Source organism: Amycolatopsis melonis (assembly GCF_040064235.1).
Classification (GTDB): domain Bacteria; phylum Actinomycetota; class Actinomycetes; order Mycobacteriales; family Pseudonocardiaceae; genus Amycolatopsis; species Amycolatopsis melonis.
In genome coordinates, this window is the sequence record NZ_JBDZYD010000011.1 from 45279 (window position 1) to 68814 (window position 23536).

Here is a 23536-nt window from a genome sequence, read left to right on the forward strand (position 1 = left end):
TCGGTGGCCCGGCTACCGCGGCGGGCGTAGCCGGAGGTGTCGCCTGGCGCCCGACGCGCCACGCGCCGTCCGCGCGGAGCATCGGCGGACATGAACACACCGAACCCCGCCCGCATCCGGGCCGCCGACGCCGATCGCGAGCGCGTCGCGCAGACCGTCCAGACCGCCGGCTCCGAAGGCCGGCTCACCCTCGAAGAGGTCGAACAGCGCCTCAGCCGCGTCTACGCGGCGAAGTTCACCGACGAACTGGCCGCCCTCACCACGGATCTCCCGCGGCCCGCGCCGCCCCGGCCCGGCTTCCCGCTCACGCGTGACGCGCTGCGGCGGCATCCCGCGCTGCGCGTCCACCTCGCCGTGGCCGTCGCGGTGGCGGTGCTGCTGATCGTGCGCTGGGCCGTGCTGGGTGCCGGCTTCTTCTGGCCGGTCTTCCCCTTGTTCTGGCTCGCGGTGAGCCTCTTCGTGCATGCTCGGGTCCGCTCGTTGCGCGAGCGCGCCGGAACCGCTGTGCCATACTGATCTCGTGCGGCACCACACGGAACGATTTTTTTACGGGACCCGGACTCCGGCTCCCGTGATCGCGTAGTGCCCGAACCGCCATCACCGCCAGCCCCGGAGTCCACGGACCCGGGGCTGTCGCCGTCCCTGGGGCCGGGTCCGGGATTCGAGGAAGAGGTCCCGATGAACGCACAAGCGACGAACGCCGACGGCCAGCCCGCCGACCACACCCCCGCCGGGGACGACATCGCGGCGCTCCGGCAGGAGATCGACTGGCTGGACCAGGAGATCCTGCGGCTGGTGAAACGCCGGGTCGAGGTCTCCAAGACGATCGGGGCCGCGCGGATGGCCGCCGGCGGCACGCGCATCGTCTACAACCGCGAGATGGACGTCCTCGCGCGCTACCGCGAGCTGGGTCCCGAAGGACGGCAGCTGGCCATGGCGCTGCTCAACCTCGGCCGGGGCAGGCTCGGCCGGTAATTCGGGGACTTCCCTGAGGCACCGGTGGCCCGGCTGCGGGCAGACTGGGTTCATGGAATGGCTCGTGAACCTCATCGCCGTCCTCGTCGCGCTCGCGAGCGTGCTGGCCGCGCTGGGCCATGTGGGGTATCTGGCGCTGCTCAACAATGCGGCGGGTAAGCGCGCCGGGGGCGCTCCCGTCGCGGAGTACGTCCGCAGCCGGTGGGCCGTTGCCGGCGGTACCACTGCCGCGTCGCTGTTCGCCTGGCTGCTCACGGTCGGGGGACCCACACTCGACATCGTCTCGATCGTCATTGCTGCGGGTAGCGGTGTGGTGGCGACGAAGGCGCTGCAGTCCACCCGTGATCGTTACCGCACGGGAGGCTGATTTCCCCGACGTGCGGCGATGGCGCTGCGTGAAACTTCGCAGCGTCACCTTCGCCCGTTCGGTCGCGCCCGAGAGAGTGAAACCTCTGCAACTTGCAGGTTTGGGGGCGACTTTCGCCGCCGGATGCTCCTAGGGTTGACGCCGTGAGGACCCTTGCGTCTGGGTCGGGCGATGCCCGCGGGACGCGTGGGGGCACTGGCCCCGCGCGTCCACTTTCGCATGCGCGTGCATCTGCGCGAGATTCCGAACGAGATTCCGCGCGTGAGGATGCTCCGATCGGGTCGACCTGCCGCCGGACGGCGTCAGGGCCACTGGGCCGGGTGGTCGAACTCACATGAGCAACGGCACGGAGTTCCACGGACGCGGCAGCGCGCCCGCGCATCCCGGACGGCACCGGCTCGGCGCAGCCGAGGGCTGGACGCCGCCGGTGCCGCAGCGCCGTCCCGTCCGGCACCGCGCGGGCGGGCCCCCGCCTGCCGACCCGCCGATGTCCGGGTCCCTTCCCGTGCCCCGGCCGCCGCTGCCCCAGCCCCGGGACCGGTGGCCCGCGCCGCCGCCCCCGGCCGCCGACGGGGGGATCCGGGGGGAACTTCCGCTTGGTTCTCCGTATGGCGGTGGGGCTGTGCAGGGCAGGCTTCCGCTGGAGACGCCCGGCTCCGGTGACTTCGTGGTGGGTGGCGCCCCCTTCGGCGGCGGCGGCGCCCCGGGCGGGCTTCCGCTCGGCAGTCCCGGCACCGGCGGCTTCGCGGCGGGCGGCACCGCCAACGGCACCCGCTTCGGCGGCGGCGCCCCGGGCGGACCCCCGCTCGGCGGCCCCGGCGCCGATGCGCTGGGTGGCATCGCCAACGGCAGCCCCGCACTCGGCAGTCCCGGCACCGAACTGCTCGGAATCACCACCGGCACCGCACAAGGCAAGCTGCCGCTCACCGACGTCCCGCAGGATCCGGCCGACCGCGGCCACCTCCCCCTCGGCGACCTTCCCGGCGAGGACTTCGACCCCCCTGCCGAATCGCCCGCCGATCGGGCTGCGCGGCGGACCCGGGTCACGCTGGCCACGCCCGAACCTCGCGCTGTCGACCTGGACGACGACGATGTCCGCGTCTACTCCGCGCCTCCCATCGGTGGGCTGGGCGGCTTCACCATCGGCTCCGTCCCCGCCTCCGTGACCCCGCCCAAGACCTGGCGGAAGGCCGCCTGGTTCGCCACCGGCGCTTCCGGGGCCGTGGTCGTCGGGCTTCTGTGCGCCGGGTCCTTCCTCGTCGGGAAACCGTCGATGGACCAGGCCGTTCAGGGTGCCTGGCCCGGCTACCAGGGCGCGCCGACCGTCGTCGATCCCACCGGGGACCTGCAGCCGCCCTCCGAGGGCGGGTCGGGTGGCGGGCCGGATCGGTCCTCGCGGCCGGCCGTCACCGCCGGGACGGCCGACAGTGGCGGGGGTGCCGGGCCCGTCGATGGCGTCGCTCCCCCGCCTGCCGAGCACACCCCTGGGCCCGACGCGACGACCGCGCCCGGCACGGCCACGCCGACCGGTGCGCCGCAGAAGCCGCCGATCACGCCCGCCCAGCGGGAAACCCAAGCCAAGGCGCCCTGGTGGTACTCCTTCCCGCCGGACCCGCAGACCATGGGCGACAACTCCGAGAAGTTCTTCAACACCGTCACCACCGACCCCGCCGCGGCGTCCTCGGTGACCACCGGCGACCTGCACGACCGCGGGCCGCAGGCGCTCGCCGAGCGGTATGCCGGCATCGCCTACTTCGAGGTCAAGAAGATCAGCATCGACCAGCAGCGCGGCGTCACCGTGAACACCGTCGAGGTCACGCACACCGACGGGACCAAGACGATCGAGCAGCGCACGCTGACGTTCGGGGACGGCGACAAGATCACTGCTGACGGGCAGTAGCCAAACCTGCACGTGCCGTTCGCCCGTTCCGATGCACGTGCGGTGCGCCGAGCGGTTATGCCTGGTCCGGGTGGGTGACATAAGCTGCCGCTCGTCGTGTGGCGACGGCATTCCGGCGACAGAGCCTGGTGGCCGGTGTCCGCACAGGTGTTACCTGACGACAGCGGATCCGGAATCCGGTCACGAACCGGCCGTCCGGACCAACGGACACGAAGCCGAACGGCGGAGTGACCGTCCCCGAACCCCCAGAGCGAGGACTTTCGTGCTTGATCGGCAGCGCACACGGCGTGAGACACCCCACGCCGTCCGCGTCGAGGACGTCATCCCGGCCGAGATTCTCGACGGCGTCGCCGACGCCGACCGCGACTATCTCGAGCAGGTCTTCCGCGACCCGCAGAAGTTCCTGCCGCCGCGGCCCGAGCCCACGCCCGAGCCGGCGCAGGCCGAAGACCCCGGTGAGCCGGAGAGCCGGTTCGCCCGCCGCGCCAAGCTGACCGGGCTCGTCGCCGCCGGCGCGCTCCTCACCGGCGCCGTGATCGCCGCCCCGATGCTGACCAGCGCGCACCGTGCCGCCACACCGGGCGCCCAGCCCACCCCGGCAGGCTTCACCGGCGCCGCCGAGCTCGGCGGCCTCGCCGTCCCGCAGCACCAGGCCGGCGGTGGCACGCCGGAGCGGCGCGGGACGACGCCGGACGCCCACGCCGAGAGCACCGCGCCGTCCGCCAAGCCGCCCGTCGGCAACCCGCAGCCCCAGGCCGCGCCGAACCAGGCGCCGGTGCCGGACAAGGCCGTCGACGCGCGCAGCGCGGCCAAGAAGATCCAGGCGGTCAAGGACTTCTACGCCGCCGTCGCGGGCAACTCGGCGGGCGCGCTGGCGCTGCTGAGCCCGGTGCTGGCCGACGGACCGGCAGGCGAGCTGGTCCGCACCTGGAGCGGCATGGACGCCATCGACGTCCAGGAAGCCGACACGCGGATCAACCCCGACGGCTCGATCCTCGCGGTCGCGACGATGCACCGGCCCGACGGCGCCCTGCTGCGCGTCACCCAGCTGTTCCGGGTCGCCGACGCCGGCGGGCTGATCACCGAAGCCGAGCTCGTCTCGGCCCAGTACATGTAGCCCACCGCGATCATCCCTTCACCCCTGGTTCAAGTGCCCGTGCCGAATTCGTGTGCGCAGAGTGAGCGCCTAGCCTTGTCACGGGCCGGTCTCGGAAAAGCCGGCACAGAGCCCACGACATGTGCATACGCTCCAGCGAAGCGGCGTGTTCGTGGCCGCGTCACCAGGCACCGATCCTCACGCCCTGGTGAAGTCGGAGCCCAAAGGGAGGTCGCGTGAGCGACGAGGGTCGTCTGGTCGCCGGTCGATATCGCATCGTCGGCCGGATCGGCACGGGCGCGATGGGGGCCGTCTGGCAGGCGCACGACGAGGTCCTGGGCCGCACCGTGGCCATCAAGCAGCTCCTGCTGCAGCCGCACCTGGACGAGCACGAGGCCGAAGACGCCCGGCAGCGGACCATGCGCGAGGGCCGGATCGCGGCCCGGCTGCACCACCCGAACGCGATCTCCGTCTTCGACGTCGTCACCGACGACAACGGCCAGCCGTGCCTGATCATGGAGTACCTCAACTCCACCAGCCTGGCCGCCGTGCTGCAGGAACGCCGCACGCTGCCGCCGACCGAGGTGGCGCGCATCGGCGCCCAGGTCGCCGCGGCGCTGCGCGAGGCCCACGCGGTCGGCATCGTCCACCGCGACATCAAGCCGGGCAACATCCTGCTCGCCGGCAACGGCACCGTGAAGATCACCGACTTCGGCATCTCGCGCGCCAAGGACGACGTCACGGTCACCAAGACCGGGATGATCGCCGGCACGCCCGCCTACCTGGCCCCCGAGGTCGCCATCGGCGGCGAGCCCGGGCCGGAGTCCGACGTCTTCTCGCTCGGCTCGACGCTCTACGCCGCGTGCGAGGGCCAGCCGCCGTTCGGGCTGTCGGAGAACACGCTGAGCCTGCTGCACGCGGTCGCGGCCGGGCAGATCATCCCGCCGCGCCAGTCCGGGCCGCTGGCCAGCGTGCTGGCCGTGCTGCTGCACCCGGACGTCCAGCACCGCCCCACCGCCGAGGAGTGCGAGGAGCTGCTGGCGGCCGTCGCCCGCGGGGAGACGCCGCTCGGCGCCCCGGCGGACGAGACGATGATGGCGCCGTCGGCGGGTGTCCTCGGCGCGGCCGCCGCCGACCCCGGCGCGACCCAGATGTTCGACGAGGTCCCCGCGGGCCACTCGGGCACGCTGCTCGGCGACGCGGCCCCGACCCAGGCCGTCCCGTACTACGACGAGGACGACTACCCGGAAGCCACCGGCTACCCGGAGGACGACTACGACGGGTACGACCGCTACCCGGAGCACAACCAGTACGCGGCCGGGAACGTGCCGCCGGGGCTGGCCGCGACGCGTGCCGTGCCGGTGCCGCCGCACGGCCAGGACCCGTACGCGGACGACCCGTACGACGACTACGAAGACGAGCCCGCCCCGCCGCCCCCGCCCCGGCAGCGTCCGCAGACGAGCCCGGCCGACGAGGACGACGAGAAGCCCGGCGCCTGGAAGCGGCCGGCGATCATCGGCGGCATCGTGGTCGTGGGCCTGGTCGCGCTGGTCGTCTGGCTGCTCAGCCCGAACAACCCGGAGGCACCGGCGGCGCCGGTGTCGAGCACCAAGCCGACGCCCGTCGCGACGACGGAGTCGGCGCCGTCCACGACGGAGGATCCGGTCAGCACGGCGGACGTGCCGCCGCCGGTGTCGGAGACGACCTCCTCGGCCAAGCGCACGACCACGCCGCGGAGCACCGCAGAGGCGCCGACCACGACCCCGAAGTCGACGCCCAAGTCGACGCCGCCGGAGACGACGAGCGACAACACGACCACACCGATCACACCGTCCACGCCGACCACCCCCACCACGCCGTGACCCGAGGTAAACCTTGAGTTCTGAAGGCACCATCGTCGGCGGCCGGTTCCGGCTGGACCAGCCGATCGGCCGTGGCCGCGCGGGCATCGTGTGGCTGGCGTTCGACACGCGGCTGTTCCGGACCGTCGCGATGAAGCGGATGTATCTGCCCGTCGGCGGTGGTGAGCGGGCCGAGCAGGCGCGGGCCGCCGCCATGCAGGAGGGCAAGGACGCGGCGCGGATCGAGCACCCGTGCGCGATCAAGGTGTTCGACGTGCTGCCGGACGGCCAGGACGTCTGGCTGGTGATGGAGTACATCCCGTCGCGCAGCATGGCGACGTTCCTCTCCGAGCACGGCAGGCTCACCCCGGACCAGGCGGCGCTGCTGGGCATCCAGCTCGGGAACGCGCTGGCCGCGATGCACGCGGCCGGGTTCGTGCACCGCACTCTCGAACCGGGCACGGTGCTGCTGGCCGACGACGGCGGCGTCAAGCTCACCGACATCGGCATCAGCGGCGGCGGCCCGAACCCGGCGTACGTGGCGCCCGAGGTCGCCCGTGGCCTGCCGCCGACGCCGGCCGCGGACGTGTTCTCCCTCGGCGCGACGCTGTACACCGCGGTCGAGGGCGTGCCGCCGTTCGGCGACGACGGCCAGTCGTCCGAACGCCCGCCGCACAACGCGGGCGTGCTGACCGAGGCGCTGCGGAAGATGCTGCGGCAGGACCCGGTGACCCGGCCGACGATGGCGGACACCGTCCGCTCGATGAAGGCGATCACCGAGGGGCGCGAGACGGCGTTCATCCCGCCGACCGCGCCCGCGATCCCGACGATGCCCGCGGGGCCGCCGCCGAGGCACCCCGCGGGTCCCCCGATGCCACCGTCGGGACCGCAGTTCCAGCAGCAGCTCCACGTGACCCCGCCGCCCGGCTACCCCCTGCAGGGGGCGACGCAGCAGATTCCGCCGGTGCCGAACGCGGCACAGGCCACGCAGTACGTGCCGCCGCCCGTTCCCCCGGCGCAGCCCGCCGAGGAGTGGAACCTGCCGGTGTCGAAGAAGACGCTGGTCACCGTGGCCGCGATCCTGGCCGCGGTGCTGGTCGGCATCCTCGTCTCGGAGCTGTTCTTCGTCTAGCAGCCGGAGAACTGCTCCAGCAGGCGCGAAAACGCCATCGGTTCGCTGCCCGCCACCGAGCCGGTCGCGGTGCTCCGGGTGAACGTCCCGGTGTCGTGGTGCCTGCCGAACTCGGCAGCGTGACGGGTCGCGTAGCGGGCTTCCGCGATGACCCGGACGGCCCACTCGGCCGCCTGGGCCAGGCACAGCGCCGGCTGCGCGGGGACGGTCAGCTCCAGGGGCGCCAGGCCGGTGTGGCCGGACGCCGCTCGTTCCACCTTGTTCATCAAGCCGTTCTTTCGTGTGGTTACTGCAACGGCCGTCGAACATAGGACGCGCGGGGCGGTGACCGCATCCACCGCGATGAGGAGATCAGGCGACCTTGGCGGTCGCCGCGCGCATGGCTTCCAGCAGCGTGCGGACGGCCGGATGACCCCAGGCCCGCGATGCGACCGCGGCGTGGATCGCGCGGGCAGGCTCCGGGTTCCGGATCCGGCGGACGACCACGCCGGGGTGCTGCGCGCCGAGGCCCAGCTCCGGGATCAGGCCGACGCCGATGCCGGCGGCGACGAACCCCTGCGCCGTCTGGTAGTCCTCGGACTCGACCACGATGTTCGGCGCGAACCCGGCGGACGCGCAGGCGCTGTCGAGGATGTCGCGGCAGACGCCGGGAAGGCCATCGACGCCGACCCACGGCTCCTCGGCGAACTCGGTCAGGTCCAGCACGCGCTTGCGGGCCAGCGGATGGGCCTTCGGCAGCACGGCGCGGTACGGGTCGTCGAGCAGGTGCACCAGCTCGACGCCCTTGCCGGGCGGGGTCCTGCGCGGGAAGACCGTGATGGCGACGTCGGCGTTGCCCGCCTCGACGTCCATCATCGGGTCGTCGGGCTCGACGAGCTTGAGGTCGAGCTGGACGCCCGGGTGCTCGCGGCGCACCGCGGCGATGGCGGGCGGGACGAGCGACGCGCCGGCGGTGGCGAAGTAGCGGATGGCGACGCGGCCGGTGCGGCCCGCCTTCAGCTCGGCCAGCGCCGCCTCGGCCTTCGCGAGCTCGGCGCTCAGCGTCTCGGCGTGCTCCGACAGCAGCGCACCCGCCGGGGTCGGCCGGACCCCGCGCCCGACGCGTTCGAGCAGCTCGGTACCGGCTTCGCGTTCCAGCGCCGACAGCTGCTGGCTGATCGCGGACGGCGTGTAGCCGAGGTTGCGGGCCGCGGCGGTGATCGACCCGCTGGTGATCACGGCACGCAGGACCTGCATGCGGCGGACGTCGAGCATGGCCCTGATCGTACAGCTGGGCTTAAGCGTTCCTGCAGTTATTTTCGCTTGTCCTTACGTCTGGCTCCGGCGAAGCTGACGCGGGATCGTCGAAGGAGGACTGGGGTGGGTGAAACGAAGACCCTGCTCAGGATTGCCGCGCTGGCGCTGATGTGGGGCTCGAGTTTCTTCTGGATCAAGCTGGGGCTGGGGATGTTCTCGCCGGTGCAGCTCGTGCTGGCGCGGCTCGTGCTGGGCGCCGCGACGCTGGTGCTGCTGTGCCGGCTGCAGCGGGCGCGGCTGCCGCGGGGCCGCCGGATGTGGGGGCACCTGGCGGTGGCGGCGTTCTTCCACAACGCGCTGCCGTTCCTGCTGTTCGCGGTCGGCGAGACGACCGTCGACTCGGGGATCACCGGGGTGCTGAACTCGACGACGCCGCTGTGGGTGCTGCTGGCGGCGCCGATGATGGGGACGTCGTCGCGGATGACCGGGACCCGCGTGGCCGGGCTGGTCGTCGGCCTGGGCGGGATCCTGCTGATCTTCGCGCCGTGGCAGGCGTCGGGCCTGCTCAGCTGGGGTGCGCTGGCCTGCCTCGCGGCGGCGGCGAGCTACGGCTTCGCGTTCGTCTACGAGGGCAAGTACCTGTCGGGCACCGGCGACTCGCCGTACGCGATCGCGGCCGGCCAGATGCTGCTGGCCAGCGGCTTCCTGGTGCTGGCGCTGCCGCTGGGCGGGTTCGCGCCGGTGCACGTGTCGACCGGGCCGCTGCTGGCAGTGCTGGTGCTCGGCCTCGGTTCGACGGGCATCGCGTTCGCGCTGAACTACCAGCTGCTGGCCAGCGAAGGCGCGGTCGCGGCTTCGGTCGTCGGGTACCTGCTGCCGGTGGTGTCGGTGCTGCTGGGCGCGTTGTTCCTCGGCGAGGAACTGCACCTGCGGGTGATCGCGGGCATGGTCGTGGTGCTCGGCGGCGTCGCGCTGACGCGGCTGCCGAAACGGGTCCCGGCACCCGTGCCGGTGCGGATCGAGGAGCCGGTCTAGACGAGGCGGCGGTCGGAAGCCCAGCGGGACAGCTCGTAGCGGTTCGACAGCTGGGTCTTCCGCAGCACGCTCGACACGTGCGTCTCCACCGTCTTCACCGAGATGAACAGCTCCGACGCGATCTCCTTGTACGCGTAGCCCCGCGCCAGCAGGCGCAGGACGTCACGCTCACGGGGCGTCAGCAGGTCCAGCTCCGGGTCGTTGATCGGGGCCGATCCCGGGCGGTCGGCGAAGGCGTCCAGGACGAACCCCGCCAGCCGCGGCGAGAAGACCGCGTCGCCGTCCGCGACCCGGACCACCGCGCGGACCAGCTCCTTCGACGAGATCGTCTTCGTCACGTACCCGCGCGCGCCGGCCCGGATGACCGCGATGACGTCCTCGGCCGCGTCCGACACCGACAGCGCCAGGAACACCACGTCCGGCAGCTCGGGCCGCACCCGGCGCAGCACCTCGGCGCCGCCGCCGTCGGGCATGTGGACGTCGAGCAGCACCACCTGCGGTTTCGTCCGGGCGATGCCCGCGACCGCCTCGGCGACCGACCCGGCCTCGCCGACGACGCGGACCTCGTCGGTGATCGAGTCGAGTTCCGTGCGCACCCCGGCGCGGAACAGCGCGTGGTCGTCGACGAGAAAGACCTTGACCGGTTCCCGCTGGCTCTGCGTCACGTCGTCGAGCATAGCCGCCTCACGCCGCACCCTTGCCCGCTTTCACCGGCATGGCGAGCTGCACCTCGGTGCCCTCGCCCGGCGCGGTGCGGACCTTGCAGGTGCCGCCGTGCCGGGTCATCCGGCCGCGGATGGAGTCGGCCAGCCCGTGCCGGTCGTCCGGGACGAGGTCCGGGTCGAAGCCCTTGCCGCGGTCGCGGACGAAGACCGTCACCGACGTCGGTTCGACCTCGGCGTAGACGCTGACCTCGTCGACCCCGGCGTGCTTGGCGGCGTTGACGATGGCCTCCCGCGCGGCCTGGACCAGCGCGACCAGCGACTCGTCGAGTGCGGCGTCCCCGACGACGACCTGGCCGACGGAGATCGCGAAGGTGTCCTCGACCTCGCCGCAGGCCGTGGCGAGTGCTTCGGACAGCTGGCCCGCGGCCTCTTCGATCTTCTCGGCAGGCTTGCCGTAGCCGTTGGGACCGTAAAGCCAGCCGCGCAGCTCGCGTTCCTGGCTGCGCGCCAGCCGCGCGACCTCGCGCGGCGACTCGCTCTGTTTCTGGATCAGGGCGAGGGTCTGCAGCACGGAGTCGTGCAGGTGGGCGGCGATCTCGGCGCGTTCGTCGGTGCGGATGCGGGCCTTGCGCTCGTCGGAGAGGTCCCGGACCAGCCGCAGCCAGAAGGGGATGGTCAGCACGGCGACGCCGATCAGCGTGGCGAGGACGGCGATCAGCGCGAACTGGACCTGGTCGAGGGTGCCGCTGCGGAGCACGACGACGGTGATGCCGGTGATCACCAGCGCGACCCCGGCGACGATCCGGATGGCGGCCGACCAGCCACCCCCGCCGAGCAACGCCCCGGCGAAGCCGTCTTTGGCCCCGGCCTTCCACCGCCGCCGCTGCGACTCGTCGGCCTCCCGCCAGACGACGGCGAGACCGAGCATGGCGACGGCGAGCGGCACGGCGACCCAGCCGCTGATGAACCCGGTGAGCGTCCCGCTCGCGACGGCGAGCCCGATGCCCAGCGCGACGAGCCCGAACGCCTGCTGGCGTTCCTTGGACTTCGGCGCTTCGGCAGCCTCCTCGGACTGCTGCTGCACGAACACCCAGAGCAGGCCGTAGGCGAGCAGCCCGGCCCCGTTCAGCGCGGCGAGCAGCGCGAAGGCGGTCCGCACCCAGAGCACGGGCACGCCGAGGTGATCGGCGAGCCCGCCTGCCACCCCGGCAACGGCCCGCCCGGACCGCCGCCGGAACATCTTCGGCGCGGCCGGATCCGTGGTGACGCCCTGCTCGGCGGTGACGTGGTCGAGGGACTCCTGCACGCCGTCCATGGTCACATGCAGTGGCGTGCGGTTCCATCGGGGAAACCCCTGATCCGGTCCCGGATCCGCGCGGCGCTGTGACGCACCCAAGGTGGCCTTCGCCCGCCCCCGCCCGAGCCGTCCTCGGCCAAGCGGCGGTGACGCCAGAGGTCTTGAATGAGTCATTCAGGACCTCCCAAGCCCTGAATGACTCATTCAAGACGCCGGGCGGACCGGCGCCGGGACTCGGGGAAACCTCAGGGACCATCCCGGATGTCCGGCGACCCCGCGTGCCGCATGCTTTTGACCATGAGTGGTGCGAGCGAGACGCGGTCGCCGAAGCCGGGCGCCTTGAACGGCTTCGAGGAGACCGTCAAGGACTTCTGGGTCAGCCGGCCCCGGCGGCCGTATGCCGGGCGGAAGGTGGCCGGGGTGGCCGCCGGGATCGGGCAGCGGTACGGCATCGACCCCGTCGTCGTGCGGATCGCGCTGGTCGTCGCGACGATCTTCGGGGGCTTCGGGCTCACCTTCTACCTGCTGGCCTGGCTGTTCCTGCCCGGCGAGAGCGACGAGGTCTCCGGGTTCGAAGGCCTCATCGGGCGCGGGCGCTCGTCGGTGTCGCCCGCCTTCGCGATCGTCCTGATGATCCTCGCCGTCGTCTTCGCCGCGGGCGCCTTCGCCGGTTCCTGGTTCGACGGCGGCGGGCTGATCGGCTTCGCCCTCATCGCCACCGCTCTCTACCTGCTGCACCGCAGCCGCGGCCACGAGAACCGGCCCCTTCCGGTGACGCCGCGGCCGTCGTCCACGCCCTTCACCGGGAACGGAGCCTTCACCATGACCGACACCGCCGAGGCGAAGTCGCCGGCGCAGGGCTGGGATCCCCTCGCCGCCGACCCGGCCGGCTGGGACCTGCCCGATGCGCCGCCCGAGCCGCCGCCGGCGCCGTCCGCACCTGCCCACCACGCGCCCGGGCGGCGTCCGCGGTCGAAGGTGGGCTCGGCGACCTTCGGGCTCGCCGTGCTGACCGCCGGCGGTGGCGTGCTGGCGAACCTCAACGGCGCCTCCTGGTTTTCCGCGCAGCACATCGTCGGCCTGGTGCTCGGCGTCGTCGGGATCGGGCTGGTCACCGGCGCGTTCGCCCGCGGCGGACGCGGCCTGATCGGGCTCGCCGTGCCGCTGGCGATCGCCGGGATGGTGCTGACGACGACGCCGTTCCAGGACTTCGACTTCCGCGGCGGCATCGGTGACATCACCGAGTCCCCGCGCACGACGGCCGAGGTGCAGCCGGTCTACCAGCACGCGGCCGGCGACATCGACCTCGACCTGACGAAGGTGGCGGCCGGGGCGCCGTACACGACGACGGTGACCAACGGCGCGGGCGACACCAAGATCATCGTCCCGCAGACGGCCGACGTGACCTACGACTGCAGCACCGCGGCCGGGGACGCGAGGTGCTTCGGCCGCTCGACGGACGGCATCAGCCAGCCGGCGCTGACCGGGACCGACTACGGCACCGACGGCCCCGGCGGACAGCAGATCACCCTGCACGTGACGACCACGGCAGGCAGCGTGGAGGTACGACGTGGCTGACCAGAACCCTTACGCCTACGACAACCCGGCGGACAGCAGGCCCGCCAGGCGCGGCGTCGACGTCTTCACCCTGATCGTCGGGATCGCGACGCTGCTGGTGTCGGCGTACGTCCTCTCGGACGGCGCGAGCTGGCTGCCGCAGTTCGACTTCCGCTGGATCATCGCCGGCGGCGCGGTGTTCGTCGGGCTGCTGCTGCTCGGCGCGTCGTTCGGCGGCAGGCGCCGACGCTGAGGGTCACTCCCACTCGATGGTGCCCGGCGGCTTGGACGTCACGTCCAGCACGACCCGGTTGACCTCCGCGACCTCGTTGGTGATGCGGGTGGAGATCCGCTCCAGGACGTCGTAGGGCAGGCGCGTCCAGTCCGCGGTCATCGCGTCCTCCGAGGACACCGGGCGCAGCACCACCGGGTGGCCGTAGGTGCGGCCGTCACCCTGGACGCCGACGCTGCGGACGTCGGCGAGCAGCACCACCGGGCACTGCCAGATGTCGCGGTCCAGCCCGGCCGCGGTCAGCTCCTCGCGGGCGATCTGGTCGGCCGCCCGCAGCGTCTCCAGGCGGTCGGCGGTGACCTCGCCGATGATCCGGATGCCGAGGCCGGGGCCGGGGAACGGCTGGCGGTGCACGATCGTCTCGGGCAGCCCCAGCTCCAGGCCGACCCGGCGGACCTCGTCCTTGAACAGCAGCCGCAGCGGCTCGACCAGCTCGAACTGCAGGTCGTCGGGCAGGCCGCCGACGTTGTGGTGGCTCTTGATGTTGGCCGTGCCCTCGCCGCCGCCGGACTCGACGACGTCCGGGTACAGCGTGCCCTGGACGAGGAACCGGTAGTCGCCCTCGGCCTTGAGGTCACGCTCGGCCTGCTCGAAGACGCGGATGAACTCGCGGCCGATGATCTTGCGCTTCTGCTCCGGGTCGGTGACGCCTGCCAGCGCGTCGAGGAACCGCTCGCGCGCGTCCACGGTCACCAGGTTGACGCCGGTGGCGGCGACGAAGTCGCGCTCGACCTGGGTCCGCTCGCCCGCGCGCAGCAGGCCGTGGTCGACGAACACGCAGGTCAGCCGGTCGCCGATGGCGCGCTGCACGAGCGCGGCCGCGACGGCGGAGTCGACGCCGCCGGACAGGCCGCAGATCGCGCGGCCGTCGCCGATCTGGTCGCTGATCCGCTTGACCTGCTCCTCGACGATCGACGACGTCGTCCACTGCGGCTTGATGCCCGCGATGTCGTGCAGGAACCGGCGCAGCACCTCCTGGCCGTGCGGCGAGTGCGCGACCTCGGGGTGGTACTGGACGCCGGCGAAGCGGCGCTCGACGTCTTCGAAGCCGGCGACCGCGGCGCCGTCGGAAGAGGCCGTGACGACGGCGCCTTCCGGGGCCTTGGTGACGCTGTCGTTGTGGCTCATCCAGGCGGGCTGGTGCGCGGGCAGCCCGGCGTGCAGCACCCCGCCGTCGCCCGCGACCCGGACCTCGGTGCGGCCGAACTCGCGGACCCCGGTCGGCTCGACGACCCCGCCGAGCGTGCGGGCCAGCAGCTGGTGGCCGTAGCAGATGCCGAAGATCGGCACGCCCGCCTCGGTGAGCTTGGGGTCCATGCCCGGGGCGCCGTCGGCGTACACGCTGGAGGGGCCACCGGAGAGGATGATCGCCGCGGGGTTCTTCGCGAGGATCTCTTCGGTGGACGCGCTGTGCGGGACGACCTCGGAGTAGATCTGTGCCTCGCGGACGCGCCGGGCGATCAGCTGCGCGTACTGCGCCCCGAAGTCCACGACGAGAACCGGACCGGTGGGACTGGGCACCTGGCGACCTCCTGGCGAGAAGCGGATTCCCCTCCATCGTCCCAGGTGGGCCCGGTCACCCGGATTCCGGGCCGTCCCTGTCCGCAATCGGGCCTACCGTGCCCGGCATGGCTGTGAACTGGACGAAGGAACTGACCGATCAGCTGGGCTTCCACTGGCAGGTGCTGGTGCGGCCGAAACTCGAGGGCCTGACCGACGACGAGTACTTCTGGGAGCCGGTCGCGGGCTGCTGGACCGTGCGGCCGCGCCGCTCGGACGACGAGCCCGGCACGGGCCCGTTCACCATCGACTGGGCCTACCCGGAGCCGTCTCCGCCGCCGGTGACGACGATCGCGTGGCGGCTCGCCCACCTCCTGGTCGGCGTGCTGGGCGCCCGGATCGGCTCGCACTTCGGCGGCGCGCCGATCGGCTACGGCACCTACGCCTACCCGGGGACCGCGGCCGAGGCGCTGACGCAGCTCGACGACCTCTACGCGCAGTGGATCGCCGGAGTTCAGTCCCTCGACGAGGAGGCGCTGGCCCGCCCGTGCGGCCCGGCGGAGGGCCCGTACGCGGAGTACCCGATGGCGACGCTGGTGCTGCACATCAACCGCGAGCTGATCCACCACTGCGCCGAGGTCCTCCTCCTGCGCGACCTCTACCGCAGCCGGTCGTGAGTGGTAATTCGCGTTAGAACCCTAATTGCCACTCACGAGCGCCGCGGCAGACCCGGGAACGCGAGCGCCAGGCCCAGCAGGGCGGGCAGGCCGTGGTTGTCGCCCAGGACGGTGCCGACCACCGCCAGTACCGGCACCGCGAACGCCATGATCCGGAACCGCACCGGCAGCTCGACGCCGTAGCGGCGCGAAGCCGCCATGACCACCGCCGTCAGGCCGCCGAGCAGGCCCGCGACGCACATCGAGTTGCCCGCGCCGACGGGGCTGAGCCAGAGGTAGCTCATGACCTGCCCGAACAGGCCGCAGCCGAAGTAGAGCAGCAGCCACCGGCCCCGGCCGAACACGCGCTCGGCGAACCGGCCGACGACCGCCAGCGTGAGCAGGTTGAACACCAGGCCCAGCGCCCCGCCGTCCTGGAAGAACATGCCCGTCACCAGCCGGTACCACTCCCCCGCGTCGATGCGGGCCGCGTCGCGGTGCATCGCGTCGTACAGCGGCGGGTGCACCAGCTGGGCGATCCCGCACGCCAGCGTCACCGCGAACACCACCGCGGTCAGCACCGGACGCCGGGGTCCGGCGGCGACCCGGTCGAAGAACTCCGTGAGCGCGCTGCGCGCTGCGGCCGATGTCGTCATGACCGAAAATCTAGGCTCGGCAGCGCCGCCGTACCCCCGACGTTTGTCACGAGAACCACAGCCGGGAATGCCGTCCCCCGCACCGCCGGTCTTACTTAGGGAAGCTAACGAAAGGACTTGCATGCGAGCGACAGTCATCTACGGTGCCGGCGACGTGCGGGTGGAGACCGTTCCCGACCCGAAGCTGGTGGAGCCGACCGACGTCATCCTGCGGGTCGTCCGGTCCTGCATCTGCGGCAGCGACCTCTGGCCGTACGCCGACATGGCCCCGAGCGAGCACGGCCGCCGCATCGGGCACGAGTTCCTCGGCATCGTCGAGGAGACCGGCGCGGACGTCGCGACCGTCGCCAAGGGCGACCTCGTCATCGCGCCGTTCGTCTACTCCGACAACACCTGCCAGTTCTGCCGCGAAGGCCTGCAGACCTCGTGCGTGCACGGCGGTTTCTGGGGCGCGAACGGCGTCGACGGCGGCCAGGGCGAGGCCGTCCGCGTGCCGCAGGCCGACGGCACCCTGGTCAAGGTCCCCCACACCGACGACGACGCGCTGCTCGCCTCGCTGCTCACGCTGTCGGACGTCTTCCCGACCGGCCACCACGCCGCGACCAAGGCGCGGGTGAGCCGGGGCCAGAACGTCACCGTGATCGGCGACGGCGCCGTCGGCCTCTCCGCCGTCCTCGCGGCGAAGCGGCTGGGCGCCGAGCGGATCGTCCTCATGGGACGCCACCGGGCCCGCACCGACCTCGGCCGCGAGTTCGGCGCGACCGACGTCGTCGCCGAGCGCGGCGAAGAGGGCATCGCGAAGGTGCGCGAACTGACCGGCGGCGAAGGCACGCACGCGGTCCTCGAATGCGTCGGGACCAAGCCCGCCTTCGAGATGGCCGTGGGTGTCGTGCGCGCGGGCGGCGCGGTCAGCCGCGTCGGCGTCCCGCAGTACGAGGAGGGCCCGATCGGCCCGTCCCTGTTCCGCCGCAACATCACCGTCACCGGCGGCGTCGCCCCGGCCCGGCACTACATCCCCGAGCTGCTGCCGGACGTCCTCGACGGCAAGTACCAGCCCGGCAAGGTCTTCGACCGCACCATCGGCGTCGAAGACGTCCCCGGCGGCTACCGCGCGATGGCCGACCGCGAAGCGCTGAAGGTGCTCATCAAGCCGTGACCCGTCCGGGTGGGGGTCCGGCGGACCGGCCCCTGCCCGGATTACGTTGGTACACATGGACATGATCACCCCCGAGCCGCGCCCCGCCTGGATCGCCGGCCGCCCCGAGCCGGGCGCCACCACCCTCGTCGTGCACCACCCGTACGACGGCAGCGAGGTCGCCACGGTCGCCGTGCCCGGGCCGGAGCAGGTCGAACGCGCGGTCGCCGCGGCCGCGGCGGTCGCGAAGGAGTTCCGCCGGACCCCGGCGCACGTCCGCGCGGGCGCCCTCGACCACGTCTCCCGCGGGCTGGCCGCGCGTGCCGAGGAGATCGCCGAGGTGATCACCGCCGAGAACGGCAAGCCGCTCAAGTGGGCCGAAGCCGAGGTCAAGCGCGCGGTGTCGGTGTTCCGCATCGCCGCCGAGGAGGCCCGCCGCTTCACCGGCGACGTCCAGCGCCTCGACACCGACCCGGCGGGCGAGGCGCGGCTGGCGCTGACCCGCCGCGTCCCGCGCGGGCCGGTGCTCGGCATCGCGCCGTTCAACTTCCCGCTCAACCTGGTCGCGCACAAGGTCGCGCCGTCGCTGGCGATCGGCGCGCCGATCGTCGTCAAGCCCGCGCCGCGGACGCCGTTGTCGGCACTGGTCCTCGGCGAAATCCTGGCCGAGACGGACCTGCCGGAGGGCGCGTTTTCCGTGCTGCCGCTGGGAAACGAGGAGACGCAACGGCTCGTCGCCGACCCGCGCCTGCCCGTCGTGTCGTTCACCGGGTCGGGACCGGTGGGCTGGTCGCTCAAGGACGCCGCGCCGCGCAAGCACGTCGTGCTGGAACTGGGCGGCAACGCGGCCGCCGTCGTGCTGCGCGACTGGCCCGACCCCGAAGGCGCGGCGCAGCGCATCGCCACCTTCGGCAACTACCAGGCCGGGCAGTCCTGCATCGCGGTGCAGCGGGTGATCGTCGACGCCGCCGTGGCCGGCGAGTTCGTCCCGGCCCTGCAGGAAGCCGTGCAGGCACAGCGGACCGGTGACCCGTACGACCGCAACACCGACGTCGGCCCGGTGGTCGACGAAGCCGCGGCCGAGCGGATCGTCGCGTGGATCGAGGAGGCCGTCGCGGCGGGCGCCAAGGTGCTCACCGGCGGCACGCGCGACGGCGCGACGGTCGCCCCGACGCTGCTCACCGACGTCCCGCCGGACACCAAGGCGTGGAACGAGGAGATCTTCGGGCCGGTGCTCGCGGTGTCCGTTGTGGACGGTGTGGACGAGGCGTTCCGGTCGGTCAACGAATCCGCGTACGGCCTGCAGGCCGGGGTGTTCACCACCGACGTCCAGCTGGCCTTCCACGCGTCGGCGGAACTGGAGGTCGGCGGCGTGATCATCGGCGACGTCCCGTCCTACCGCGCCGACCAGATGCCCTACGGCGGCGTCAAGGGCTCCGGCGTCGGCCGCGAAGGCGTCCTCGCGGCGATGCACGACCTGACGGAGGAGCGCGTCACCGTCTTCACCGGCATCGACCTCTAGCTGACCACGCCCTGCCCGAACCGGAAGACGTTGTGCGGGTCGTACTTCTTCGCGACGTCCTGCAGCCGCTGGGCGTTGCCGCCGTAGTAGGCGTTCTTCCAGTCGGGCAGGGCCGGGTCGATGTAGTTGACGTACCCGCCGCCCGCGCCGGCCGCGGCGAGGCCCGCGACGACCTCGCCCACCGACTGCGTCACCTTCGTGCGGGTCTGCGCTGTCGCGGGCGCGTAGAGCTGGACGCTGGCGAGGGCGTCGCGGTGCCAGAAGGCGGTGGCGTCCTTGGCAGGCTGGGCCACCGCGCCGCCGAGGCCGTCGATGAGCAGGTCCATCCGCGGGTGGCCCTCGGCGAGCGCGACGACCTTCGCGGCGTCGACCGGGGTGGTGATGATGCGCGACGACGCGACGAACGACTGCCGGTTCGAGCTGCCAGAGAAGAAGTTCATGGCGCCGAGGTAGTCGAAGCTCTTCGTGGTGCGCTGCGCCGGCCGGGCGCCGGAGTTGGTGACCAGGTTGTTCAGCAGCGTGTTCAGCCCGGAGACCCCGCCGACGTAGCAGCCGCCGACCCGGCACTGGACCGGCGAGCCACCGGACAGCACCAGGTTGGCCCACAGTTCCGGGGGCATCGCGGCAATCCACTGCTGCCAGGCCGCCAGCACGTCCGCGGCCGACCCGGGCGGGAAACGCAGCGAGAACACCGTCAGGTTCGGCGCCGGGTCGGTGTCAAAGGTGAACTCGGTGACGATGCCGAAGTTGCCGCCGCCTCCGCCGCGCAGGGCCCAGAACAGGTCGGGTTCGCTGTCGGCGGACGCGGTCAGCAGCCGCCCGTCGGCGGTGACGACGTGCGCGGAGGTCAGGTGGTCGCAGGTCAGGCCGTACTTGCGGGCGAGCACGCCGATGCCGCCGCCGAGGGTCAGCCCGGCGATCCCGACGGTCGGGCAGCTCCCGGCGGGCAACGCGCGACCGGCCTTGCCGAGTGCTTCGTAGACGTCCTTGAGTTTCGCGCCGGCCCCGATGACGGCCTGCTCGCCCTGGATCTCGACCTTGTTCAGCGCGGCGACGTCGACGACGAGCCCGGCCTCGGGCACCGAGTAGCCGGCGTAGCTGTGGCCCCCGCTGCGGGCGGCGATCGTCACGCGCCCGGCGGCGCTTTGGAGGCAGGCCTGGACGTCCTGCGCGGTCGACACCGTGGCGACCGCGACGGGGTTGTTGCTGTCGAAGAGCGGGTTGAACGCGCGCTTGGCGGTGTCGTAGCCGTCGCCGCCGGGGCGGAGCAGGCCGCCGGTGAGCTTGCTGCGCAGCTCGTCCCAGTTCGGCGGCCCGGTCGGCAACCGGCCGGCGGGCGGCGCGGACGTCGAGGGTGCGGGTGCGGTGGAGGCAACCGGTGACTGCCCGCTGTCCGGCGAGCACGCTGCGGCGACGGCTCCGGCCGCGGAGACGCCCGCAATCCGCAGGAACGTCCTCCGGGGGACGCGCGCACTGTCCACAGCGGACTCCTCGGGGCCGGGGACGCCCAGTGTAGAGAGCGCAGGCCCCCGGCGCCCGTCACGCCCAGGCAGGCAGCGGCGGCACGTCCCCGTCCAAGGTGGAGCCGTCGGAGCGGCCGCTGAGCCAGGCGAGCAGCTCCCCGCAGGACCCCCGGACGGTCGCCGCCGGAGCGGCGCCCATGGTCCATTCGAAGTCCCCGGAGACGAGGCGAAGGGCGGGAAGGTGGGCGGCGCGCGAGGTGACGGCGTGCTGGACGAGGTCCTCGGCGAGGGGTTCGGTCAGCCCGACCGCCCGGTCGAGGTCATAGCCGGCATCGAGGTCGGCGAGGTGAATGGTCAGTTCGGACAGCCGCATCCGCGCGACAACGGCCCCGGTGACGGGCTCCCCACGCCGGTTGCGGGCTTCCCGCCCCCAGGCGTCATCGGACATGCCGGCGGCGTACTCGGCAAACCGCGCGGCCGAGGCAACGACGTCGGCGACGAGGTCGGCGACGGAGTGCTGCGAGCCGGTCTCGATGTCCTTGTCCCGCGCTTCGGGACTGGCGTACATCGGGGTCTCGACCCCGGTGTCGGCCCAGGTGAGGAGGTTCTTGAGGCCATCGGCGTTGCGCGCGATGTGGGCCAGGACGTGGGCCCGCGACCAGCCGGGCAACGCACTGGGGGCGCGCAGCTCGGGCTCGCCGAAGCCCCCGATGACCCGGGCCCACTCGTCGTCGAGTGTGCGGATGCCGTCGAGGAACGCGTGTGCCTTCTCGGATGCCGTCGTCACGGCGTCGAGTCTAGGACCGCCTCAAGGCCGCCGGAGCGTCCGCGGGATGCCATACTTCGATCAACGGTGCGGGGCCGACCAGGGCCGACCCCGCATTCGATGGGCAAACAGGCTGGTCAGCGGACGACGAAGCCACGAACTTCGTGCGTCAGCACTGCCAGTGCGATCAGGGGCGGGGTGCTGGCCAGCGCCGCGCCCCTGATCATCACCAGAAGCCTGTACATGTTGCTGCACTTCCTGCAGCCTGTCCCGCTCACGGGCATTGCCTTCCTCCGCTTGCGCGTCGAGAGTCTTCGGACGCCACGTGGCTTTCGAAGGCCCCAGCGGATCGCGCCGGGGCGCTTCCGAGGTCGACCAGAGAACTGTAGCTGCCTGGCACGTGCCACTAACCAGCGATATCGATGCCGTGCCGCACAGTCATTACAAATAATCCGAAAGAGCGAAAGAAAACCAACCCGACGCCCCTCGGCGGATCGATTCCTTGCCGAGGTGAGTTCGGCGGCAAACCGCCGCTGAACTGCGACTTCGTCACCTGACCGAGAGTCGCGCGGACGCCGAAACAGGACAAAAACGATCGCATCTGCCCCGAGTCAAGTCCCCTGAAAAGGTTCCACCTGTCCGGGATTGTGAACAGATAGTGTCGCAATGCCCAGAACGGTGACAGCGCAGAGTCTAGGACCGCCTCAAGGCCGCCGGGGCGTCCGCGGGCACCGCAGGGTTCTTCGGCGCCACCGGCTCCAGCCGCACATACGGCACGTCCTGCCCCGGCCGCGGATCCTCCTCCCCCTTGTTAGGCCAGAACGAAAACGCCCGTTCAGCCTGCGCCGTGATGGTCAGCGACGGGTTCACGCCGAGGTTGGCCGTGATCGCCGCGCCGTCCACCACCGACAAACCCGGATAACCGAACACCCGGTGATACGGGTCGATCACGCCCTCCTCCGCGGACGCCCCGATCGGTACGCCGCCGATGAAATGCGCGGTCAGCGGGATGTCGAAGATCTCGCCCCACGTGCCCCCCGCTATGCCGCCGATGTGCTCGGCCGTGCGCTCGTTGGCTTCGTGTCCGGCCGGGATAAAACTCGGGTTCGGCTCGCCGTGGCCCTGCTTGGACGTGTACTTGCGGCGGCCGAACAGTCCGGGGCGCGTGTACGTCGTGATCGAGTTGTCCAGGCTCTGCATCACCAGGAGGATCACCGTGCGCTCGCTCCAGCGGTAGCCGTTGAGCAGCTTGGCCGCCTGGACCGGGTGCTTGAGCATGAACGTCACCGCCTGGCGCCAGCGTGGCACCGGGGATGCCCCGTCCGTCGCGATCGTCTGCAGCAGGCTCATCGCGTTGCTGCCCTTGCCGTAGCGGACCGGCTCGATGTGGGTGTTCTCGTCCGGGTGGATCGATGACGTGATCGCGACGCCGCGGCTGAAGTTGCGGGTCTCGTCGACCTCCGTGCGGGCCGCGCCGATGATCGCCTCGGAGTTGGTGCGGGTCAGCTCGCCGAGCCGGCGGGACAGCCTCGGCAGCCGTCCGGTGTCCTTCATCCGGTGCAGCAGGTTCTGCGTGCCCCACGTCCCGGCGGCGAAGACGACCTTCTCGGCCGTGATCGTCGTCCGGAAGCGCCGGGACGTCGTTCCCGTCTTCTTCAGCGCGACCTCGTAGCCGCCGTCCACCGGCGTCACCGCGGTCACCGTCGTCAGCGGGATGACCTTCGCGCCGTCCTTTTCCGCCAGGTACAGGTAGTTCTTGACCAGCGTGTTCTTCGCCCCGACGCGGCAGCCGGTCATGCACGAGCCGCACTCCGTGCAGCCCACGCGGTCGGGCCCCGCGCCGCCGAAGTACGGGTCCGCCACGCGCTCGCCGGGCTTGCCGAAGTAGACGCCGACGGGTGTCGGGTGGAAGGAGTCCTCGACGCCCATGTCCTTGGCGACCGCGCGCATCACCACGTCCGACGGCGTGATCGTCGGGTTGGTGACGACGCCGAGCATCCGGCTCGCCTGGTCGTAGTGCGGCGCGAGCTCGGCCTCCCAGTCGGTGATGTGCGCCCACTGCCGGTCGCGGTAGAACGGCTTGAGCGGCCGGTACAGCGTGTTCGCGTAGACCAGCGACCCGCCGCCGACACCGGCCCCCGCCAGCACCATCACGTCGTTGAGCATGTGGATCCGCTGGATGCCGTAGCAGCCGACCTGCGGCGCCCACAGGTAGCGCTTGAGGTCCCACGACGTCTTCGCGAACTCGTCGTCGGCGAACCGGCGGCCCGCCTCGACGACGGCTACCCGGTAGCCCTTCTCCGTGAGCCGCAGCGCCGCGACGCTGCCGCCGAACCCCGACCCCACCACGACGACGTCGTAGTCGAAGGCACCCGCACTGGTGGTGTTACTGGCAGTCACACCTGGAGCGTAACTCCGGCTCCGGGTTCTGACCAGAGGTAAGTT

Annotated in this window: 22 protein-coding genes; 13 read left to right on the forward strand and 9 right to left on the reverse strand. The window is 72.1% G+C overall.

Going from position 1 to position 23536, the window contains the following annotated elements:
- The first annotated feature begins 90 nt into the window (after positions 1-90).
- The 7 genes from ABJI51_RS27920 to ABJI51_RS27950 all read left to right on the forward strand — a co-directional run bounded on the left by ABJI51_RS27920 (position 91) and on the right by ABJI51_RS27950 (position 7311).
- A complete protein-coding gene (locus tag ABJI51_RS27920) occupies positions 91-516 on the forward strand; it encodes a DUF1707 SHOCT-like domain-containing protein (protein WP_348954027.1) in 426 nt (141 codons plus the stop codon).
- A 162-nt stretch (positions 517-678) separates the two neighbouring features.
- Positions 679-975, forward strand: coding sequence for a chorismate mutase (locus ABJI51_RS27925; protein WP_348954028.1), 297 nt, complete (start codon positions 679-681; stop codon positions 973-975).
- A gap of 52 nt (positions 976-1027) precedes the next feature.
- On the forward strand, positions 1028-1342 hold the full coding sequence (locus ABJI51_RS27930) for a hypothetical protein (RefSeq protein WP_348954029.1): 315 nt from the start codon (positions 1028-1030) through the stop codon (positions 1340-1342).
- Between the two features lie 334 nt (positions 1343-1676).
- Positions 1677-3242 carry a hypothetical protein gene (locus ABJI51_RS27935; RefSeq protein ID WP_348954030.1) on the forward strand — a complete coding sequence of 522 codons (1566 nt, stop codon included), beginning with the start codon at positions 1677-1679 and terminating at the stop codon, positions 3240-3242.
- A gap of 262 nt (positions 3243-3504) precedes the next feature.
- Positions 3505-4359, forward strand: a complete 855-nt coding sequence (locus tag ABJI51_RS27940; protein ID WP_348954031.1) for a hypothetical protein — start codon at positions 3505-3507, stop codon at positions 4357-4359.
- Between the two features lie 215 nt (positions 4360-4574).
- On the forward strand, positions 4575-6200 hold the full coding sequence (locus ABJI51_RS27945; RefSeq protein WP_348954032.1) for a serine/threonine-protein kinase: 1626 nt from the start codon (positions 4575-4577) through the stop codon (positions 6198-6200).
- Positions 6201-6213: 13 nt separating this feature from the next.
- Entirely contained in the window at positions 6214-7311 is a 1098-nt protein-coding gene (locus tag ABJI51_RS27950; RefSeq protein WP_348954033.1) for a serine/threonine-protein kinase, read from the forward strand.
- Here ABJI51_RS27950 and ABJI51_RS27955 read toward each other — a convergent pair.
- Together ABJI51_RS27955 and ABJI51_RS27960 are read right to left on the reverse strand one after the other, a co-directional pair.
- Positions 7308-7577 carry a hypothetical protein gene (locus tag ABJI51_RS27955; RefSeq protein WP_348954034.1) on the reverse strand — a complete coding sequence of 90 codons (270 nt, stop codon included), beginning with the start codon at positions 7575-7577 and terminating at the stop codon, positions 7308-7310. The genes ABJI51_RS27950 and ABJI51_RS27955 overlap by 4 nt on opposite strands.
- A gap of 85 nt (positions 7578-7662) precedes the next feature.
- The gene (locus ABJI51_RS27960; protein ID WP_348954035.1) at positions 7663-8565 is read right to left on the reverse strand and encodes a LysR family transcriptional regulator; all 903 of its coding nucleotides are present in this window, start codon (positions 8563-8565) and stop codon (positions 7663-7665) included.
- Positions 8566-8670: 105 nt separating this feature from the next.
- Between ABJI51_RS27960 and ABJI51_RS27965 the strand changes: the two genes are divergently transcribed.
- On the forward strand, positions 8671-9582 hold the full coding sequence (locus ABJI51_RS27965; RefSeq protein WP_348954036.1) for a DMT family transporter: 912 nt from the start codon (positions 8671-8673) through the stop codon (positions 9580-9582).
- Here ABJI51_RS27965 and ABJI51_RS27970 read toward each other — a convergent pair.
- Together ABJI51_RS27970 and ABJI51_RS27975 are read right to left on the reverse strand one after the other, a co-directional pair.
- Positions 9579-10247, reverse strand: coding sequence for a response regulator (locus tag ABJI51_RS27970; RefSeq protein WP_489617907.1), 669 nt, complete (start codon positions 10245-10247; stop codon positions 9579-9581). The two genes, ABJI51_RS27965 and ABJI51_RS27970, sit on opposite strands and share 4 nt — an antisense overlap.
- Positions 10248-10266: 19 nt before the next feature.
- Complete coding sequence (locus tag ABJI51_RS27975) at positions 10267-11568, reverse strand: ATP-binding protein (protein ID WP_348954038.1); 1302 nt, start codon at positions 11566-11568, stop codon at positions 10267-10269.
- A 273-nt stretch (positions 11569-11841) separates the two neighbouring features.
- Here ABJI51_RS27975 and ABJI51_RS27980 point away from each other — a divergent pair, with 273 nt between their 5' ends.
- Positions 11842-13122, forward strand: a complete 1281-nt coding sequence (locus ABJI51_RS27980; protein ID WP_348954039.1) for a PspC domain-containing protein — start codon at positions 11842-11844, stop codon at positions 13120-13122.
- The gene (locus ABJI51_RS27985) at positions 13115-13354 is read left to right on the forward strand and encodes a hypothetical protein (protein ID WP_348954040.1); all 240 of its coding nucleotides are present in this window, start codon (positions 13115-13117) and stop codon (positions 13352-13354) included. The genes ABJI51_RS27980 and ABJI51_RS27985 overlap by 8 nt, the downstream gene beginning before the upstream one ends.
- A 3-nt stretch (positions 13355-13357) precedes the next feature.
- On the opposite strand, the gene guaA is transcribed toward ABJI51_RS27985, so the two are convergent.
- Positions 13358-14914, reverse strand: coding sequence for a glutamine-hydrolyzing GMP synthase (gene guaA, locus ABJI51_RS27990; RefSeq protein ID WP_348954041.1), 1557 nt, complete (start codon positions 14912-14914; stop codon positions 13358-13360).
- 107 nt (positions 14915-15021) lie between these two features.
- Between guaA and ABJI51_RS27995 the strand changes: the two genes are divergently transcribed.
- Positions 15022-15570: a DinB family protein gene (locus ABJI51_RS27995; RefSeq protein ID WP_348954042.1), complete on the forward strand. Its 549-nt coding sequence runs from the start codon at positions 15022-15024 to the stop codon at positions 15568-15570.
- Between the two features lie 32 nt (positions 15571-15602).
- On the opposite strand, the gene ABJI51_RS28000 is transcribed toward ABJI51_RS27995, so the two are convergent.
- Positions 15603-16205, reverse strand: a complete 603-nt coding sequence (locus ABJI51_RS28000; protein ID WP_348954043.1) for a rhomboid family intramembrane serine protease — start codon at positions 16203-16205, stop codon at positions 15603-15605.
- Positions 16206-16326: 121 nt separating this feature from the next.
- On the opposite strand from ABJI51_RS28000, the gene ABJI51_RS28005 reads away from it, so the two are divergent.
- Together ABJI51_RS28005 and ABJI51_RS28010 are read left to right on the forward strand one after the other, a co-directional pair.
- Positions 16327-17361, forward strand: coding sequence for a zinc-binding dehydrogenase (locus ABJI51_RS28005; RefSeq protein WP_348954044.1), 1035 nt, complete (start codon positions 16327-16329; stop codon positions 17359-17361).
- A gap of 55 nt (positions 17362-17416) precedes the next feature.
- The gene (locus tag ABJI51_RS28010) at positions 17417-18862 is read left to right on the forward strand and encodes an aldehyde dehydrogenase family protein (RefSeq protein ID WP_348954045.1); all 1446 of its coding nucleotides are present in this window, start codon (positions 17417-17419) and stop codon (positions 18860-18862) included.
- Here ABJI51_RS28010 and ABJI51_RS28015 read toward each other — a convergent pair.
- The 3 genes from ABJI51_RS28015 to ABJI51_RS28025 all read right to left on the reverse strand — a co-directional run bounded on the left by ABJI51_RS28015 (position 18859) and on the right by ABJI51_RS28025 (position 23491).
- Positions 18859-20343, reverse strand: a complete 1485-nt coding sequence (locus tag ABJI51_RS28015; protein ID WP_348954046.1) for an FAD-binding oxidoreductase — start codon at positions 20341-20343, stop codon at positions 18859-18861. The genes ABJI51_RS28010 and ABJI51_RS28015 overlap by 4 nt on opposite strands.
- Before the next feature lie 58 nt (positions 20344-20401).
- Positions 20402-21112: a maleylpyruvate isomerase family mycothiol-dependent enzyme gene (locus ABJI51_RS28020; protein ID WP_348954047.1), complete on the reverse strand. Its 711-nt coding sequence runs from the start codon at positions 21110-21112 to the stop codon at positions 20402-20404.
- Between the two features lie 672 nt (positions 21113-21784).
- A complete protein-coding gene (locus ABJI51_RS28025) occupies positions 21785-23491 on the reverse strand; it encodes an FAD-dependent oxidoreductase (RefSeq protein ID WP_348954048.1) in 1707 nt (568 codons plus the stop codon).
- Positions 23492-23536: the final 45 nt, after the last annotated feature.

Excerpts from the sequence above, each read along its gene's own strand:
- ABJI51_RS27920 (WP_348954027.1), top strand. The coding sequence starts at position 91 with ATGAACACACCGAACCCCGCCCGCATCCGGGCCGCCGACGCCGATCGC.
- ABJI51_RS27925 (WP_348954028.1), top strand. The coding sequence starts at position 679 with ATGAACGCACAAGCGACGAACGCCGACGGCCAGCCCGCCGACCACACC.
- ABJI51_RS27930 (WP_348954029.1), top strand. The coding sequence starts at position 1,028 with ATGGAATGGCTCGTGAACCTCATCGCCGTCCTCGTCGCGCTCGCGAGC.
- ABJI51_RS27935 (WP_348954030.1), top strand. The coding sequence starts at position 1,677 with ATGAGCAACGGCACGGAGTTCCACGGACGCGGCAGCGCGCCCGCGCAT.
- ABJI51_RS27955 (WP_348954034.1), bottom strand. The coding sequence starts at position 7,577 with ATGAACAAGGTGGAACGAGCGGCGTCCGGCCACACCGGCCTGGCGCCC.
- ABJI51_RS27960 (WP_348954035.1), bottom strand. The coding sequence starts at position 8,565 with ATGCTCGACGTCCGCCGCATGCAGGTCCTGCGTGCCGTGATCACCAGC.
- ABJI51_RS27980 (WP_348954039.1), top strand. The coding sequence starts at position 11,842 with ATGAGTGGTGCGAGCGAGACGCGGTCGCCGAAGCCGGGCGCCTTGAAC.
- ABJI51_RS27995 (WP_348954042.1), top strand. The coding sequence starts at position 15,022 with ATGGCTGTGAACTGGACGAAGGAACTGACCGATCAGCTGGGCTTCCAC.
- ABJI51_RS28000 (WP_348954043.1), bottom strand. The coding sequence starts at position 16,205 with ATGACGACATCGGCCGCAGCGCGCAGCGCGCTCACGGAGTTCTTCGAC.
- ABJI51_RS28005 (WP_348954044.1), top strand. The coding sequence starts at position 16,327 with ATGCGAGCGACAGTCATCTACGGTGCCGGCGACGTGCGGGTGGAGACC.
- ABJI51_RS28010 (WP_348954045.1), top strand. The coding sequence starts at position 17,417 with ATGGACATGATCACCCCCGAGCCGCGCCCCGCCTGGATCGCCGGCCGC.